At 40.9% G+C, this 17,667-nt stretch carries 11 protein-coding genes; 6 read left to right on the top strand and 5 right to left on the bottom strand.

Annotated elements, in window-relative coordinates:
- Positions 1-12: 12 nt before the first annotated feature.
- On the bottom strand, positions 13-3,018 hold the full coding sequence (locus tag DYH63_RS07820; RefSeq protein ID WP_240409078.1) for a SusC/RagA family TonB-linked outer membrane protein: 3,006 nt from the start codon (positions 3,016-3,018) through the stop codon (positions 13-15).
- A 591-nt stretch (positions 3,019-3,609) separates the two neighbouring features.
- Here DYH63_RS07820 and DYH63_RS07815 point away from each other — a divergent pair.
- From DYH63_RS07815 to DYH63_RS07790, 6 genes are all read left to right on the top strand, one after another.
- A complete protein-coding gene (locus DYH63_RS07815; protein ID WP_116788275.1) occupies positions 3,610-5,982 on the top strand; it encodes a glycoside hydrolase family 127 protein in 2,373 nt (790 codons plus the stop codon).
- A gap of 188 nt (positions 5,983-6,170) precedes the next feature.
- The gene (locus DYH63_RS07810; protein WP_116788274.1) at positions 6,171-7,193 is read left to right on the top strand and encodes a LacI family DNA-binding transcriptional regulator; all 1,023 of its coding nucleotides are present in this window, start codon (positions 6,171-6,173) and stop codon (positions 7,191-7,193) included.
- A gap of 46 nt (positions 7,194-7,239) precedes the next feature.
- Entirely contained in the window at positions 7,240-8,178 is a 939-nt protein-coding gene (locus tag DYH63_RS07805; RefSeq protein ID WP_116788273.1) for a carbohydrate kinase family protein, read from the top strand.
- Positions 8,179-8,188: 10 nt separating this feature from the next.
- Complete coding sequence (gene fucP, locus DYH63_RS07800) at positions 8,189-9,451, top strand: L-fucose:H+ symporter permease (protein ID WP_116788272.1); 1,263 nt, start codon at positions 8,189-8,191, stop codon at positions 9,449-9,451.
- On the top strand, positions 9,448-10,857 hold the full coding sequence (locus DYH63_RS07795; protein ID WP_116788271.1) for a carbohydrate porin: 1,410 nt from the start codon (positions 9,448-9,450) through the stop codon (positions 10,855-10,857). The genes fucP and DYH63_RS07795 overlap by 4 nt, the downstream gene beginning before the upstream one ends.
- Positions 10,858-10,875: 18 nt before the next feature.
- Positions 10,876-11,715, top strand: a complete 840-nt coding sequence (locus tag DYH63_RS07790; protein WP_116788270.1) for a sugar phosphate isomerase/epimerase family protein — start codon at positions 10,876-10,878, stop codon at positions 11,713-11,715.
- A gap of 105 nt (positions 11,716-11,820) precedes the next feature.
- Here DYH63_RS07790 and ribB read toward each other — a convergent pair whose 3' ends face one another.
- From ribB to DYH63_RS07770, 4 genes are read right to left on the bottom strand one after another with little or no spacing between them, the layout of a single operon-like run.
- Positions 11,821-12,963 (bottom strand): 3,4-dihydroxy-2-butanone-4-phosphate synthase, encoded by a 1,143-nt coding sequence (gene ribB / locus DYH63_RS07785; protein WP_162926960.1) that lies wholly within the window; start codon positions 12,961-12,963, stop codon positions 11,821-11,823.
- Between the two features lie 18 nt (positions 12,964-12,981).
- Positions 12,982-14,439 carry an LptF/LptG family permease gene (locus DYH63_RS07780; protein ID WP_116788269.1) on the bottom strand — a complete coding sequence of 486 codons (1,458 nt, stop codon included), beginning with the start codon at positions 14,437-14,439 and terminating at the stop codon, positions 12,982-12,984.
- Positions 14,440-14,446: 7 nt separating this feature from the next.
- Entirely contained in the window at positions 14,447-15,118 is a 672-nt protein-coding gene (lolA1, locus tag DYH63_RS07775; RefSeq protein ID WP_116788268.1) for an outer membrane lipoprotein periplasmic chaperone LolA1, read from the bottom strand.
- A complete protein-coding gene (locus DYH63_RS07770; RefSeq protein WP_116788267.1) occupies positions 15,099-17,654 on the bottom strand; it encodes a DNA translocase FtsK in 2,556 nt (851 codons plus the stop codon). The genes lolA1 and DYH63_RS07770 overlap by 20 nt, the downstream gene beginning before the upstream one ends.
- Positions 17,655-17,667 lie beyond the last annotated feature (13 nt).

Raw genomic sequence — 17,667 nt, 5'->3', positions numbered from 1 at the left:
TTCTTTTGTTTGTTAAAATCTTGCGGTTACGCCAAAGGCAAAAGTGCGTGTTGTTGGGAATTTTTCTCTCCTGTCAACTCCCGCGTCCAGTCCGCCGGTAGGCACTTCAGGATCTATACCCTTGTAACCTGTAATGATAAAGGCATTGTTAACAGAGCCATACAGCCTGATGTCTTTAAATACACTTTTTTCAAATTTGTTAAATGTGTATCCTAGTGTTATGTTGTCTACTTTCCAGTAGTCGCCATCTTCAATATAATAGCTGTTATACTCTGCCTGCACTAACGGGCTTAGAGTGGTTTTGCCAAATATTTTATCATTTACAGATGTTAGGCGGTTATCGCGATATCCGTTTTGCGTACCTTCAAAGTTCATACGGGCTTCATTAAGTATCTGGTAGTTAAATGCACCACGCATATTAACGGTAAAGTCAAAGCCTTTATATCTAAAAGTATTATTAAAGCCGGCATACCATTTTGGTATACCATTACCCAGGTAGTGCCTGTCTTCCGGTGCATGGGTAAATTCATCATATGGTACCCTTTCGCCATCTCTGTTTTCGTAGATCCATTTTCCATTAGCATCAACATCTACAACTTTAAAACCATAGAAATTGCCTATAGACTGGCCTACCTGTACCCTGTGCGAGCTTGTACCCTGACCCTCATAAACAACCCAGCCGGTATCAAAATAATCGTTGTCTGTTTTAAATACACTGCCGTTAAGGCTTTTTAGCTTATTGTCGTTAACAGAGTATGTTACAGATGTTTCCCATGTAAAATCTTCTGTTTGTACCGGGGTGGCATTTATAAGTACCTCAATACCTTTGTTAACCATATTACCACCATTTGCCATAGTGTGGTCAAATAAATTTGGAGGTGTTGCTACCTTATAATTGTATAATAAACCTACAATTTCTCTGCTATATGCATCGATTGAACCGGATATACGGCCGCCAAGAGAACTGAAATCCAAACCTATGTTTGTTTCTCTTTTTTCCTCCCATTTCAGGTCAGGGTTTGGGTTTGATGCCGGCATTATAGTACGTATCCATTGCCCGTTTACATATGCATAATCACCGTAGGTAAGCATACCTACCCCAAGAAATGATGCCGATGGCTGGTTACCCGTTACACCATAGCCTACACGTAATTTAAGGTCGTCAAATATTTTTTGGTTTTTCATAAAGTTTTCGTTGCTTATCCTCCAGCCTACAGAAGCAGCCGGGAAGGTACCCCAGGCATTATCTGTACCCCAAAGCTGGCTGGCACCTTCGTGCCTTACACTGGCCATAAGCAGGTATTTATCATCAAAGGCATAGGTAGCCCTTGTAAAAAAACTTATCAGGTTTGTTTTCCATTTACCAGAACCCATGGTTGCAAAACCTTCCTGTAGGCCTGTACCTGTACCTATATTGTGCCATCCACTAAAAATATCGTCCTGAAGGTTCTTGTTCCACATATTCCATGATTCACTACCATTTTCAATGTAGCTGTAACCTCCCAGCAGGGTAAATTTATTTTTGCCAATCGTCTTATTATAAGTACCTGTAAATTCCATCATCTTTTCTGTGTCGGTATATCCGCCTACAGATGCTGTAACTCCGGCATTGTCGCGCACGTTTGCAATGTGGTTTAACGATGTCTGGTTTCCGTTTGTGCTGGGTTGCCTTCTGTAAGAGAAATTTCCTGAAAGTGTAAGGTCTTTTATAGGATTGTAGGTTAGTGTACTTGCATAGCGCATCTCGGTAGTTTTAGTATTACCATCTGCCTCATATAGTAGTGCAAGCGGATTTTCATAACCGAGTTTTTGTTTGTTTTCATACCATGATCCATCTGCATTCTTAACAGGATCAGTAGGGTTACGCCTCAGGGCAGAATAATATACCCAGTTGCCAAAATTGCCATCGGTATAGCTTTCCCGTCCAAGTATAGAGAAACGAATTTTAAGTTTGTCGTCAAACATCTTGTGGTTTATTTCTATACGCCCCCTAAATGTTTTATTGTTAGACTCTCTAAATACCCCTTCCTGGCTGTTGTAGTTAATATTAGCTATATAATTAGTTTGATTAGTACCACCCTGAAGGGTAAGGTTATGAACGTGTATAACCGGTGTAGTACTTATTTCTTTCAGCCAGTCTACATTAGCCCCATGGTCTGATTCAGGGTATAATTCACGAAATTGTTGAGCATTTAAAAAATCGAGTTTTCTTGATATTTGTGCAGTACTTACATAACCAGAGTACTCTACGCTATTAATTTGTGCACCCCCTTTAGCCTTTTTAGTTGTAATAAGTACTACACCATTAGTACCACGTACACCGTATATGGCTGCGGCAGAACCGTCTTTTAGTACATCTATACTTTCAATGTCTTCCGGGGCTACAGTATTTATCCAGCCGGGTACACCATCTATTAATACTAATGGTGCACTGTTAGCACCAGATAGTGTGCTAAGCCCCCTTATGTTAATGCCGGTTGTGCCATTAGGATCTCCGTTAGAGTTTGTTACGCGCAGTCCGGCTACCTTGCCGGCTACCAGTTGCCCGGCATCTCTTACCTGCCCCTGGGTAAATTTATCTCTTTTAACGCTCGAAACCGCACTGGTAACATCACCGGCCCGCTGGGTTTGGTAGCCTATAACTACTACTTCATCCAGGGCGTTTGTAGCATCTTCAAGCGTAGTATTAATAGTTGTGTTACCGGCTACAGCTACTTCCTGGGTTGTAAAACCTACATAAGAAATAATCAGTATGGCATCGGCAGGTGCATCAATTACAAAATTACCGTCAAGGTCGGTACTCACAGCTGTTTGTGTGCCTTTAATAAGTACCGTAGCACCTGGCAGCGGCATACCTTCTTTATCTGTAATTTTTCCTTTTACAGGCTCCTGATAATGCGTGTAGGAGCTGTAACTTTCATTAGCATGTGCAGTATAGCCCATGCCCAGCATCATGCCCAGTAGTAAAGCGGCAGTTCGCTTTGTCATGGCCTGACGGTTAAAGTAGAATTTGTTCATAGAATAATTAATTTGTTAAAAATGGGTAAGTGGTTATTGTTATGTCAAAACTTGCAAGAGTAAAAAAGAAATACACTTATTTTTTTTTGCAATAAATTCACGAATACGTTTTCGTTTTTGACCAAATTTTTTTTATCTGCATTTGTCAGCTTTCGCTATTTGTAATTAAGTCCGGAAGCATTTTCATAAGTATTGTTGATTTCAATTAATAAATAAGCTTTTTCGTAAATAATAATGTATGCGATAACTATATCGTTTTTTCTTATAGTTATTGTGACTACAAGTGTAGAGATTATTATTCAACTGAACAAATTTTTTTCAAAATATATTTATACATAATGAAAAAATATCACCTGTAAATAAATAAATAATAAAAAAAATAAGCTTTTTTATGTTTATTTTGCATGAAAATTATAAATGTGTATATTACATTTAATTTTACTCTCAAAATGTGTTTAATTTTTATGAATTAATTAATTTTAACGCTTCAAATTTTTTAATCGCTAAAATGCCTTAATATTGTCTTTTTGACTATATGATTTTTTAGCTCGTAATATGTGTCAAATTATTAGATAACAATCAATATACATTATGAACAAAAAAGTAATTCTCTTTTTACTATACGGCTGCCTTTCATATGCACAAAAAACAACGCATGTTGATTATTTTCCACTTAGTACTGTCGAATTATCAGATAGCCCATTCAGGCAGGCTATGCTTACCGACAAGGAGTACCTTCTGGAAATGGATACAGACAGGCTGCTTGCACCTTATCTTAAAGAGGCAGGATTGTCGCCTAAGGCAGAAAATTATCCTAACTGGGAAAATACCGGGCTCGACGGACACATAGGCGGGCATTATCTTTCGGCACTTGCTTTAATGTATGCATCTACCGGAGATAAGGCAATGCTTGACAGAGTAGAATATATGGTTAATGAACTGGAACGTTGCCAAAAGGCAGCCGGTAATGGCTATATATCAGGTGTACCAAACGGTAAAGCAATATGGAAAGAAATATCTGAAGGCAATATACGGGCACACAGCTTTGGGTTAAACGATCGCTGGGTACCGTTATACAATATACATAAAATATATGGCGGCCTGCGAGATGCTTACCTGTATGCCCACAGTGAAAAAGCAAAACAAATGCTTGTAAAGTTGTGTGACTGGATGATAACTGAAGTTTCGGGACTTAAAGATGCCCAGATACAGGAAATGCTGATAAGTGAGCATGGCGGACTTAATGAGGTTTTTGCCGATGTTTACGAACTTACAGGCGACAAGAAGTACTTAGAGCTGGGTAAGAAATTTTCGCATATGGCAATACTCAATCCGCTTATAAAACATGAAGATAAACTTACGGGTATACATGCTAATATGCAGATACCTAAGGTTATTGGCTATCAGCGTATAGCAGCGCTGGATAACAATGCGGCGTGGAATGATGCAGCCAACTTCTTTTGGCATAATGTTACAGAAAAAAGATCAGTATCCATAGGAGGGAACAGCATAAGTGAGCACTTTAACCCGGTTGACGATTTTAGCAATATGGTAAAAAGTGTAGAAGGACCCGAAACCTGTAATACCTATAATATGCTTAAGCTTACAAAAGATTTGTATGCAGGTGCGCCACAAGCATCTTATATAGATTATTATGAGCGCGCACTTTATAACCATATACTCTCTACACAGCATAGCAGCAAAGGGGGCTTTGTATATTTTACACCCATGCGCCCCGGGCATTACAGGGTATATTCGCAGCCACAAACCAGTTTTTGGTGCTGTGTAGGTTCTGGTATGGAGAACCATGGTAAGTATGGCGAAATGATCTATGCACATACTAATGATGCCGTGTATGTAAACCTCTTTATACCTTCTAAAGTTACCTGGCAGGATAAAAAAGTGGTTTTGGTACAGGAAAATAATTTTCCGGAAGTACCGGAAACCAGGATTACTGTAAATCCTGCCCGTAAAACCCAGTTTGCCTTAAAGCTACGCTGCCCGGAATGGACTGATAAGGCTAAAGTAAAAATACTGCTTAACGGCAAAGAATATGCTACCGATGCCGATGCTTCGGGTTATTTTACAATCAATAGAAAATGGAAAAAAGGCGATGTAGTGGTATTAAAACTACCCATGCACATAGCTGCAGAGCAACTGCCTGATAAGTCAGATTATTATGCTTTTACATATGGCCCTGTGGTACTTGCGGCAAGCTTTGGTACTGATAACCAGGATGGCCTTTTTGCCGATGACAGCCGTGGCGGACACATAGCCCATGGCCCACAAATACCGCTTAATACAATGCCTGTACTGTTAGGTAATGCGTCAACTGTAACGGGGCATGTAGTTCCGGTAGATAATGCACCGCTAAACTTCAAGTTGGGCGAATTATACCCACAGCAAAAGTATGGTAACGGGTTTACTCTTGTGCCCTTCTACAAAATACAGGGAGAACGTTACATAGTTTACTGGCCACAGGCAGATGCCGATAAGGTAGTTGCCCTGCAACAGCAAACGGCAGATAATGAGGAGAAAGAGCGTAAGCTTAATGAAATTACGATTGATAAAATTACGCTTGGCGAACAGCAGCCGGAAGCTGACCATTTTATAGTTACAAGCGATGCCTATACCGGATATATGGAAGACCGCCATTTTAGGGATGCCCGTGGCTGGTTTAGCTACCGTATGGCAAATAAAACTAAAAAGGCAGAATACCTATATCTGACCTATTTTGATGCCGATGCTAATCGTAACCTTACGCTTGAGGTTAATGGTGTAAAAGTCAAATCTCAGGTTTTTGAGGGTAAATCGGGTGTTTCGCCACAATATATGCTATTACCGATACCGCAAAGCGAGAAGGCAAAGGAAACGCTGACAGTGAAGTTTTCTACATCTGAAAATTCGATTACCCCAAAAATTATTGAGGTACGCTTATTAAGCAAAAAGCCTGATGGGCAATAATTAAAGGTTAACTTAATACTGAAAGGCCATAAGCAGGAAACTGTTTTATGGCCTTTATTTTAAGCGATATGTTTAAGGCATAGTGGAGTAGGGGGACGTCAATACCAAAAAAAAAATTTTCAAAAAAATTGCTGAATAATTTGGTTAAACGTTTAAGTTAACTATATTTGCTATCAGAAATCGATATAGTGAAAAAAGTTTCTATAAAAGATGTGGCATTAAAAGCAGGTGTATCTATCGCCTCGGTATCTTATGTACTTAACAATAAGATAGACAGCCGCATTGGAAAAGACACTATAGAAAAAGTAAGAAACGCAGCCGAAGAACTTAACTACCGTCCAAATAATGTTGCGAAAAGCTTAAAAACCTCACGCACCTATATTATAGGTCTTATTGTGGCAGATATTGCCAACCCATATTTCTCGCAAATAGCACGCATTATAGAAAATGAAGCCAATAAAAAAGGCTACACACTTATTATAGGCAGCAGCGATGAGAATAAGGAGAAGTTTGAAAGCCTAATCAATATGTTTTGCGACCGCCAGGCAGATGGTTTGATTATAGCTCCGGTAGAAAATACCGAAGCAAGCCTGCAAAAACTCCAAAAGCAAAATATGCCGTTTGTCTTTATCGACCGTTATCTTCCGGAGGTGTTGGCAGACAGTGTGCAGATCAATAATTACGATATCAGTTACAGCGTTACAGAACATTTGATTGCCGCAGGGCGAAAAAATATTGTGCTTGTAGCTTATGATACAAAGCTCCATCACCTGCAGCAAAGGGCCCAGGGCTTTACAGATGCCGTAACAAAACATAACCTGCAGTTGTGCGATCATTCGGTGCTTAATATCGACAAAGATGCTATAGATGAAGATATAAGCAAAGGATTTGATTACTTATTCGGTGGTGAAATCACTCCGGATGCTATTTTCTTTACAAGTAATAAACTGGCTGTCTCAGGGTTAAAAAAACTTATGAAACTTGGTGTCAAAATTCCTGAGAATGTTGCGGTTGTGGCATTTGATGAAACAGAGGCTTACGAGCTTTTTAGTGTCCCTTTATCTTATGTAAGGCAGCCTCTTTCAGGAATAGGCACCACAGCGATGGAAATATTACACGAAAAAATAGTTGATATAACATTACCCGTAAAAAATATTACCCTGAATGCCGAGCTACATATAGGGCAGTCATCTGAATTTGAAATTTACTAATACTTTTTTATTTATCAATTTGATTAAACGTTTAACCAAATAACTTATGATACAATCAATAAATAAACCCTCTGTATTTTGTTACGGAGAAGTGCTTTGGGACATTTTTCCTGAAGGCGCACGCGCCGGTGGCGCACCCTTTAATGTAGCCTATAACCTGATGCGTATGGGTGTAGATGCCCATATGATAAGCCGCATTGGCGAAGATAAGCTGGGTGCCGACCTGATGAACCAGGTTGCGGATTGGAATATCTCAACACAGGATAGCCAGATCGATCCTAATTACCCAACCGGAACTGTAATAGCGCACATAGATGAGCACAACGAAGCCCATTATGATATCATTCAGCCTGTTGCATGGGATTTTATAGAATTCAGGAATGATTATATAGAAAAGGTAGGCAAAGCCGAAGCTTTTGTTTTTGGCAGCCTTATTACCCGTAACGAAGTATCGCGCAATACGTTGTTCCAGCTCCTGGAAATTGCAAAATTTAAGGTTTTTGATGTAAACATCCGTCCGCCATTCTTCTCCGTTCCTGTAATAAAAGACCTGCTCGCTAAAGCCGACCTTGTTAAAATGAACAAGGCAGAATTGCGCCTGATACTGGACTATGTGGGTAAAGAGTATGTAACCGAAGACGATGGCATACGTTTTATACAGGATACTTTTAATGTTAAGGAAGTGCTTGTAAGCAAAGGCAGTAAAGGCGCGGTATATTATAATGGCGGTGTACATTTTGAAGCTCCGGCGGTACCTGTTACCATTCAGGATACGGTGGGTAGTGGCGATGCTTTTCTTGCAGGCTTTTTATCTAAAAGAATTATGGGGGCTAACCCGCAGGATATCATGGCACAGGCAACCGCCTTAGGTGCTTTTATTACTGCCAGAGAAGGCGCATGCCCATCATATACCCTTGCAGATTTTAAATCTTTTTGTGTGCAGCACCAGGTTGCTGCGGGTAATGTTTTAACTAACAATATATAATAGCTGTATCATGTCGCAAGCTAAATTTACCGAGAAAAAATATACCGTTACATTTATATTCGTAACATCGCTCTTCCTGTTTTGGGCCATAGCCATTACCATGGGCGATGTGCTTAACAAGCACTTCCAGAATGTATTGCACATTACCAAGTCAGAATCGGGTATGGTGCAGTTGTCTATATTTGGAGCCTATGCCGTTATGGGCATCCCCGCAGGGCTGTTCATGAAAAAATACGGCTACAAAAAAGGTGTGCTGTTAGGGCTTATACTGTACGCACTGGGAGCATTCCTTTTTGTTCCGGCGGCTCAAAACGAATCGTTCGCCTTTTTTAGGGTAGCGTTATTTATACTGGCATCAGGACTTGCAACACTTGAGACGGTAGCACATCCATTTGTGGCTTCACTGGGAGATGAGCGAACCAGCGACCAACGCATTAATTTTGCACAATCGTTTAATGGCCTTGGTGCTATTATAGGGCCATTATTAGGTGGTTTCTTTATACTGAATACCGAAGGTGCCGAAGGTTTAGAGTCGGTTAAGAGCCTGTACCTTATCATTGGCGGTGTCATACTTGCCATAGCACTGGCCTTTTGGTTTGTAAAAGTGCCTGCGCTAAAAGACCCGCACGGCGGCCATACAGATAATGAGGTTGCTATCGAAGGAGGAGAGGTTATTACCAACGCACCATTATACCGCCAGCGTCATTTTATGTGGGCGGTACTGGCCCAGTTTTTCAACATAGGCGCACAAGGCGGTACCTGGGCATATTTCATAAACTATGGTGTAGAAAAAAACGGCCTTGCAGATAACCAGGTGGCCTATTATTTTTCGCTTAGTATGGCAATGATGATGGTGGGGCGTTTTATAGGCACCTTCTTAATGCGCTACATTGCGCCTAACAGGCTGCTTGCCGTGTACTGTGTTTGTAATATGGTATTATGTATCATTATATCGCAAAGCTTTGGCTGGGTATCTTTTGGGGCGCTGGTTATGCTCAATTTCTTTTTGAGTGTAATGTATCCTACTATATTTAGTCTTGGCTTAAAAAAATTAGGCAATAAAACAGAACAGGCTTCGTCATTTTTAGTAATGGCCATGTTTGGCGGGGCAGTTTTTCCGCCGGTAATGGGTATCGTGGCTAACACAAATATTGCCTATGCTTACCTGCTGCCTATAGTATGTTATGTTGTAATACTGCTGTTTGCGGTAAAATACTATAAGCCTAAAACACTGGGTGTAAAATCTATTGCTTTAAATAAGAGTACGGTATGATACCCGGCTTTTATTACAGGCTCACTTTTATCTACGTTTTGTTGCTTGGCAGCTTTGCCGGAAACAGCCAGATAACAATAACTAATAAAAATTTCTCCTTTGGCACTACCGGGCGGATAGGGTTTGGCTATTCGCCGGATATTGAAGGGCATACCGGCCGACAACTAAACCTTTTGGGTCATGGTTCGTTAGGTGGGCGGATGGATCAGGGCGATTATGTAGACCTGCTTCCGGCCTTTCATTTCATGCCGGTAAATGCAAATAAGGACAGCACTGCTATAGACTTTCAGGTACGGCTTGCCTTTTATTCATCTAACGGTACATTTTTGGGTAATGTACATTCAGGATCAATAAATGGCATGATTGTAAGCCTGCCTGAAGCCTTTGTAGAAGCGCGCAATATTGTAGGCAGCCCCTGGACGGTTTGGGCAGGGGCACGCTACATGCGTTATGATGACATACACATTGCCGATTATTTTTACTTTGACGACCACTCGTCTCAGGGGTTTGGCATAAAATATAAAAAGAGCTCGTTCTCTATGTTCTTTCCGGCAGCTATAGATACTACTTCGTCTAACGTTACGCCATATTCTTATGCTAACATTATATCAAGCAGTAAAGTACTGGCATACCGGCAGCGCGAGGTAATGGTGGGCGAGCATAGTTTTAACATTACAAAAACACATTTGGTTAAGCTATTAGCAGAGTATCATTATGTTTCGGCTGTTAGAAAAAATGCCGACCCTACATACCCGTCAGACTACGGTTTTGTACTGGGAGCTAAAATAAGCTCTGTGCTTACTACACCAAAACCAGGATCGTTTAACCAGTTTTCGGCGCGCTACGGCTGGGGCATAGCAAATGGGGGAGATAGCGGCAGTACGCAGACCTGGCGTACCTTTGGCGCTCCACGACAGGGCGACCAGACCTATAAAGGAGCTTATTCTTTTACTATGGTAGAGCACCTGATGCTAAACTTTTCAAACAGAATAAGCCTTAACCCTTATGCGGTTTTTACACAAAGTAGGGGTGCGGGAAGTACTAAAGATAAAGCGACCGATTTTTATGGCCGTGAAATTTATAATTACAAAGTAGATGTAGCCCTGGGCACCAGGGTTATATATTATCTTAAAGACTGGCTGCACCTGGTTTCAGAACTGCACTACACATCGCGTACAGATGGTAATAATCCAGCAGAGTCTATGGTTAAGGTAGCACTTGCACCTACCATTGTACCCACTGCCGAGCGTAGCCCCTGGGCAAGGCCGCACATAAGGTTTATTGCAGAGGTGGCACGCTATAATAACCAGGCTAAAAACACCATGTATTCGCCATTTTTAGAGCAGGCCGGACATAAAAGGCTGGGAACCTACTTTGGAATCCGATCAGAATGGTGGGTATTCTAACATTCAATTACTTACAAAATGAAAATAAAATTTGGAGCTTCGCTACTATCATGGATTACGCCATTATGGACGGCAGAGGCGGGACACTATGCCATAAAAAAAACGGCAAAAACAGGTTTTGACCTGATTGAGATACTCTTGCCAAACAGCATGGACTTTGATGCGCCAACCGTAAAAAGACAGCTTAAAGAAAACAATCTTGGAGTAGCCTGCTCACTTAACCTGCCTAAAGAAGCACATATCCCTTTTTATCCTAAAGAAGCTCTGGCATTAATGCAAAAAGCCCTGGATAAAACAGCAGCACTAGATGCCACCTTTTTAGGAGGGGTATTGCACGGTGGTATTGGTGTGTTTAGCGGTAACTCACTTACAGAAGATGAGAAAGAAATTATTACCGATGTATGGGGCCAGGCCGCTGTCTATGCCGATAAGCGGGGTATAACCATTGGCATAGAACCCATAAACCGTTATGAAAGTTACGTTTGTAATACAGCGGCTAATGTTAGGGAACTTACAGAAAAAACAGGCGTGAGTAACCTTGCCCTGCATCTGGATACCTTTCATATGAATATTGAAGAAGCTAATTTTTACGATCCCGTTATAGCATCCGGTTCATTGCTAAAGCATATACATATTACCGAGAGCAACCGGGGTATGCCGGGCGAAGGTACCGTTAACTGGGATGAGCTGTTTGCAGCGCTCAGGGCAATTGACTTTGAGGGTAACTTAGTCCTGGAGAATTTTTCGTCTTCCGTTCCCGGGATGCAGCAGGCGGTTTCGTTATGGCAAAAGTCGCCGCATGACGCACAGGAGTTAGCTGTTGGGAGTTTACAGTTTTTGAAAGAAAGATTATTATAATCGTTAGATTTTTGCCGGATATTCAGGTACAATATGTCCTAAAAATAAAACTCCCCGATAGCCAGGCTTCGGGGAGTTTGTATATTAAGCAGGTATATAATAATATTAAAAACCTGAATATTCTGTTATTTCAAGGCCATAACCTATCATCCCTACACGTTTACCATGTTCAGAATTTGTTAGCAGGCGTATTTTGCAAATATCAATATCATGCAGTATCTGTGCGCCAATACCAAAATCTTTTACATCCATTTTAGGCTGCGGTGCTTTTTTTACGCCGGTCGACTGTAGCCCCTTTAATTCTGTAAGGCGGTTTAATAGTTCTGATGGCTGTATGTCCTGGTTTATAAATAGTATGGCGCCTTTACCTTCTTCATTTATTTTACGAAACATACCATCAAGCTTAGTATCGGCATCATTAGTAAGTGTGCCAAGAATATCATTGTTTACCTGTGTACTGTTTATACGGGTAAGGATAGGTTCGCCCGTGTTCCAGCTGCCTTTGGTAAGGGCAATGTGTATTTGTTTATTAGTTGTTTGCTCATACGCGCGTAGCCTGAAGTTTCCAAAACGGGTTTCTACCTCAAAATCTTCTTTCTTCTGGATAAGGCTGTCATGCTGCATACGGTATGCTACAAGGTCTTCTATCGATATTAGTTTAAGATCAAGTTTTTTGGCAAGCTTAGAAAGCTCAGGCAGGCGCGCCATAGAGCCATCTTCGTTAAGTATTTCTACAAGTATACCGGCAGGCTTAAGGCCTGCTAGCCTGGCAAGGTCTATTGCAGCTTCGGTATGGCCCGTGCGCCTAAGTACACCGCCCTGCTTAGCGCGAAGCGGAAATATATGACCGGGGCGGCCCAGGTCATGTGCTTTAGTGTCTTCATCTACAAGGGCCTTAATTGTTTTTGCCCTGTCGTGTACAGATATGCCGGTGGTACACCCATGTCCTAAAAGATCTACCGATACGGTAAAAGCTGTTTCGTGCAGCACTGTATTGTTTGTAACCATAAGGTGCAGGTTGAGTTCATCGCAACGCTGCTCAGTAAGTGGCGCACATATAAGCCCTCGGCCTTCACTTGCCATAAAATTTATCATTTCCGGCGTTACTTTTTCGGCGGCGGCTATAAAATCTCCTTCATTTTCACGGTCTTCGTCATCAACCACTATTACTACTTTGCCCATGCGAATGTCTTCGATGGCTTCCTCAATGGTATTTAAAACTATTTTTTCGTTATTAGCAGTTATCATGTTTGTGTTGTGTCTGGATTAAGATTGCTGTTTTTTTGGTTTTGTAAACCTATCAAAGACTTTTTGAAGTGGCAGCAACAAATTATCAAAGTTTACCAGGCCGCTATCATTAGTAGCCCTGTATGTAAGTAATATGGCCAGTGGTGTAAGCACTATAGACGACATCCAGGCACCAAGCATAGGTGGTATGCCGTTTTCCTGTGCAAGCTTTTTGCCAAAGGTGTTTATAAAATGGAATATAATAAATATGAGCACTGCAAATACTATGGGTAAGCCAAGGCCGCCTTTACGGATAATAGCCCCCAATGGAGCCCCGATAAAGAACATCATTATACACGCATAAGCAATTACAAATTTGTCATATAGTGCCAGCCAATGGCTGTTAATGCTTTTAATCTTATCTTCAAGACCTATTTTACTGGAGTTAACTACATATTCTGTGCTGCTTACATTGCTTTTGGCCATTTCAAGAACACGAGATTTTTCTTCTTTATTTAAAAGCGACAAGAGGTTTTTAGGAACCTTGCTTTTGGCCTTTTTAAAGGTGTCTTTTCCTGTTCCCGGATTAGTAGCAGTAAAGGCACTAACAGGCCTTATTACTAGGTTATCTGTAATACTTTTAGCTTCTCTGTTATAACTTCCCTGGAGGGAATCCAGCGTATAGTTTAGCTCAGATACATTAAGCATATTATTAGTGTGGGATATCTGCCCGTCATCTTCGGTAGAAGTATTAAGCGCAGTAAGATCGATGTTCATTAACTGCCTTGAAAAGCTACTCTTGGCAAATGGCATTTTTTCATGGTTATTAGAAGTTGTAGAAACAATGTCTTCATAATAATATCCATCATAAAGTTCAAGCTGCAGGAGGTTGCTTTTTTCGCTACTTTTTAGCAGCCCTGTTTTAGAACGTATTACTGTAGCATAAGATGCACCCGGCCTGCGTTTGTGTATGGTAACACCTTTTAATTTTTCTCCGTTTCCGCCTTCCTTTTTTTCTACCTTAATATTAAATGTACCCACGGCGTTAAACTGACCTTCTACAATAGCCATGGCAGGTTTACGCTGAATAATGTTTTTACGCAGGCTGGTAAACTTATATTGTGCCTGCGGAATTACATTATTAGCAAAGAAGAAAGCTACTATGCTAAGGCCAAAAATAAAAATGGTAAGACCGCGCATTGCTCTGGGTAACGATATGCCAGAAGATTTCATGGCGGCAAATTCGTAATTCTCAGAGAAACTACCGAAGGTCATGATCGATGCCAGCAAAATAGAAAGTGGCAATACCAACGGAACAATGGTAGGGGAGTAGAAAGCAAGGAATTTTATTACCAGGAAAAAATCGAGGTCTTTGCCGGCAAGCTCGGCTATAAAAAGCCAGATACCCTGCAATATAAATATAAAGAACAGGATTATAAATACAGTTGCAAACGTTTGTATAAACGAGGTAAGAATGTAGCGGTCTAATATTTTCACCGGTAAATTAGTCTAATCGGTTAATGTAATAATTAGGATATTTACTTTCGGTAAAGGTAAAGTGATTTTTTGACAAAGGTTGGTTCGTTTTAAAAGAATTTATAGTAAAAACAGTTTTAGTACCGTCTTTGTCTGCTTGTATAAGGGTGTAAATATGCTTTGTTTGAGAGTCTATACCCAGCAACACATCTTTAACATCGCTTTTAGCATCGGTAGGCACAAGCTTAATATACTGTATTTTACGGCCCTTTACCGGCTGTAAAATATCCATTGTATAGCGGTAGCCCGAATTGAAGAAAGTAAGCATTTTGCTTGGTGTAAGTCCGTCGTTTTTCTGGTCGTCAGCAGATGATATACTGATCTCTTCATCTTCCGGAACAATATTGTACACTTTTTTTCCGTCAAAAACACGGGTAACTCCCATAAAGTTAAGCACATACTTATTGCCCTGCAATGCCACGTTTCCTTTACTTTCCTGGTTTAGGTTCTTTTTTGGGTTGCTTACCTGGTATTTAAAATCAATGGTAATATTGTTGTAGCTTTTTATTTTAGAAGAAACAGCATCAAGCCAGCTTTTCGCTTTTTGCGAATCCTGTGCCTGGGTTGTTAAACTAACAAATAAAATTACAAAAGACAAAACCCTGATAATGCGTTGCATATTAAAAATTGTTTTCTTCATTTTTTAAGAATTGCTCCAGCGAAACAAGGTCAGGAACGTTTACGCTTCTGGCTTTACTGCCTTCAAAAGGGCCTACAATTCCTGCTGCCTCAAGCTGGTCTATAAGCCTGCCGGCACGGTTGTAGCCTAGTTTTAATTTGCGCTGAAGCAATGATGCCGAACCCTGTTGGGCGGTAACAATTACTTCTGCAGCATCCCTGAACATTGAATCTCTTTCGCCAATGTCTATATCAAGATTAGTGCCACTTTCTTCTCCAAAATATTCGGGCAGCAGATAAGCATCAGGATATGCCTTTTGCCCGCCAATAAATTCGGTTATCTTTTCTACCTCCGGGGTGTCTACAAACGCACATTGTACCCTTACAAGATCGTTACCCTGTGTGTATAGTAAATCGCCACGCCCTATAAGCTGGTCTGCACCCTGGCTGTCAAGAATGGTGCGTGAGTCAATTTTAGAGGTAACCCTAAAGGCTATCCTGGCCGGGAAGTTGGCTTTAATAATACCTGTAATAACGTTAACCGATGGCCTTTGTGTAGCAATAATAAGGTGAATACCAATAGCTCGGGCAAGCTGTGCAAGGCGCGCTATAGGGGTCTCTACCTCTTTACCGGCTGTCATGATAAGGTCGGCAAACTCGTCTACTACAAGTACGATGTAAGGTAAAAAACGGTGTCCGTTTTCAGGGTTCAATTTCCTGTGGCGGAATTTTTCATTGTATTCTTTAATGTTACGTACCATTGCATCCTTAAGCAGGTTGTAACGGTTATCCATTTCAATACAAAGAGAGTTTAGCGTGTTGATAACCTTAGTGTTATCGGTTATAATGGCATCACCTCCATCAGGCAGTTTTGCAAGATAATGACGCTCTATTTTATTAAATAGCGTAAGTTCTACCTTTTTAGGGTCTACCAGTACAAACTTAACTTCGGCAGGGTGTTTTTTATATAATAATGAGGTAAGCACGGCATTAAGCCCAACCGATTTACCCTGGCCTGTAGCACCCGCCATAAGTAGGTGGGGCATTTTGGCAAGGTCGGTTACAAAAGTTTCATTGCTAATTGTTTTTCCAAGGGCAATTGGTAACTCCATTTCAGCCGTCTGGAATTTAGGCGAAGCAATAACACTGCGCATAGATACCATAGTAGGCTTGGTGTTAGGCACTTCTATACCTATGGTGCCTTTTCCCGGTATTGGGGCAATGATACGGATGCCCAATGCTGCAAGCGAAAGCGCAATATCGTCTTCAAGGCTTTTTATCTTTGAGATGCGTATACCGGCTTCTGGCACAATTTCGTAAAGCGTAACTGTAGGGCCTACGGTAGCTTTTATTTGGGCAATATCAATTTTGTAGTTACGCAGGGTATCTACAATACGGTTCTTGTTTTCTTCGAGTTCGTGCTGATCTATAGTAATACCGCCCGATGAATAATCTTTTAGCAATTCAAGGGGAGGAAATTGATAGCTACTCAGTTCAAGCGTTGGATCAAATTCGCCAAAATCACGTACAAGGCGTGCCGCAAGGTTTTCTTCTACAGCGGGTTCGTCTTCAATTTTTTCGATAACAAAGTTGTCGTCGCTGGTTTCTATAATTTCATGAACCTGTGGTGCAGGCTCAGTAAATACCTGTTTGGGTGCTACAGGATCAAGCGCTATTTCAGATGATTTTTCGATAGTTGGCTTGAGTGCATCCTTGTTAATTTCGAATTTAGAAACCGGTGCTACGGGAGGTACCGGTATGGCTGGAGGTATAATAGCAGCAGGCTCCGGCTGTACAACTTTAAGTTCTATATTGTCAAGAACATCTTCATATTCGTCCTCATCCATATCTTCGTAGTTGGCTACTTTTATATGTTCTTCTTCAGGGTCTGTAAGAGGAGAAGCCACAGCTGCTGCGTGTTGCAGCGGCGTTTCCTGTAGCACAGGCTCCTCTCCATCTTCCTCTTCTTCTTTTCGCTCAAAGAATGTTTTAATGGCATCCGGAGAAATTTTTACCCTTACAAATAAGAATACGGATAGCCCAAATAACAATATTAGTAAAGCACCTGTCTTACCTATATAATCCTGAATAAAAAGATTCATTTCATAGCCTATAACCCCGCCCAGTTCTGGGAGGTAAGCATTAAAGAAACCTAAAAGCACAGATATGATAATTACGAGGTAAACATCCCAAAACAAGGTTTTTTTTAGTTTACCTACAGGCAGGTCGAGCACCATGTAGGCACCCATTAAAAAGAAGAAACGTATTAGTATAAAAGATGCAGCACCAAAACCACGATATAAAAAAACATCGGCAAGGTAAGCACCAAATTTTCCCAGCCAGTTTTGTACCTGCACATCCCTGTCAGTAAAACGGGTTAGTGCGCTTTGGTCTGAATTCCAGTATAAAAAATAAGAAACAAATGATAATAGCATGGCTATCGAAAATAAAAAGAACAGCAGCCCCAGCAGTACTTTATTTCTGCGGGATAAGCGCCACGGCCTTTTTTCTTTTTCGGGTTTTTGTACCTTTTCCGGTTCTTTTTTAGCCTTTGCCATACGTTTTTTAAAA

Source organism: Flavobacterium psychrotrophum (assembly GCF_003403075.1).
GTDB classification, from domain to species: Bacteria; Bacteroidota; Bacteroidia; order Flavobacteriales; family Flavobacteriaceae; genus Flavobacterium; species Flavobacterium psychrotrophum.
This window is presented reverse-complemented; position numbering and strand designations above follow the sequence as displayed.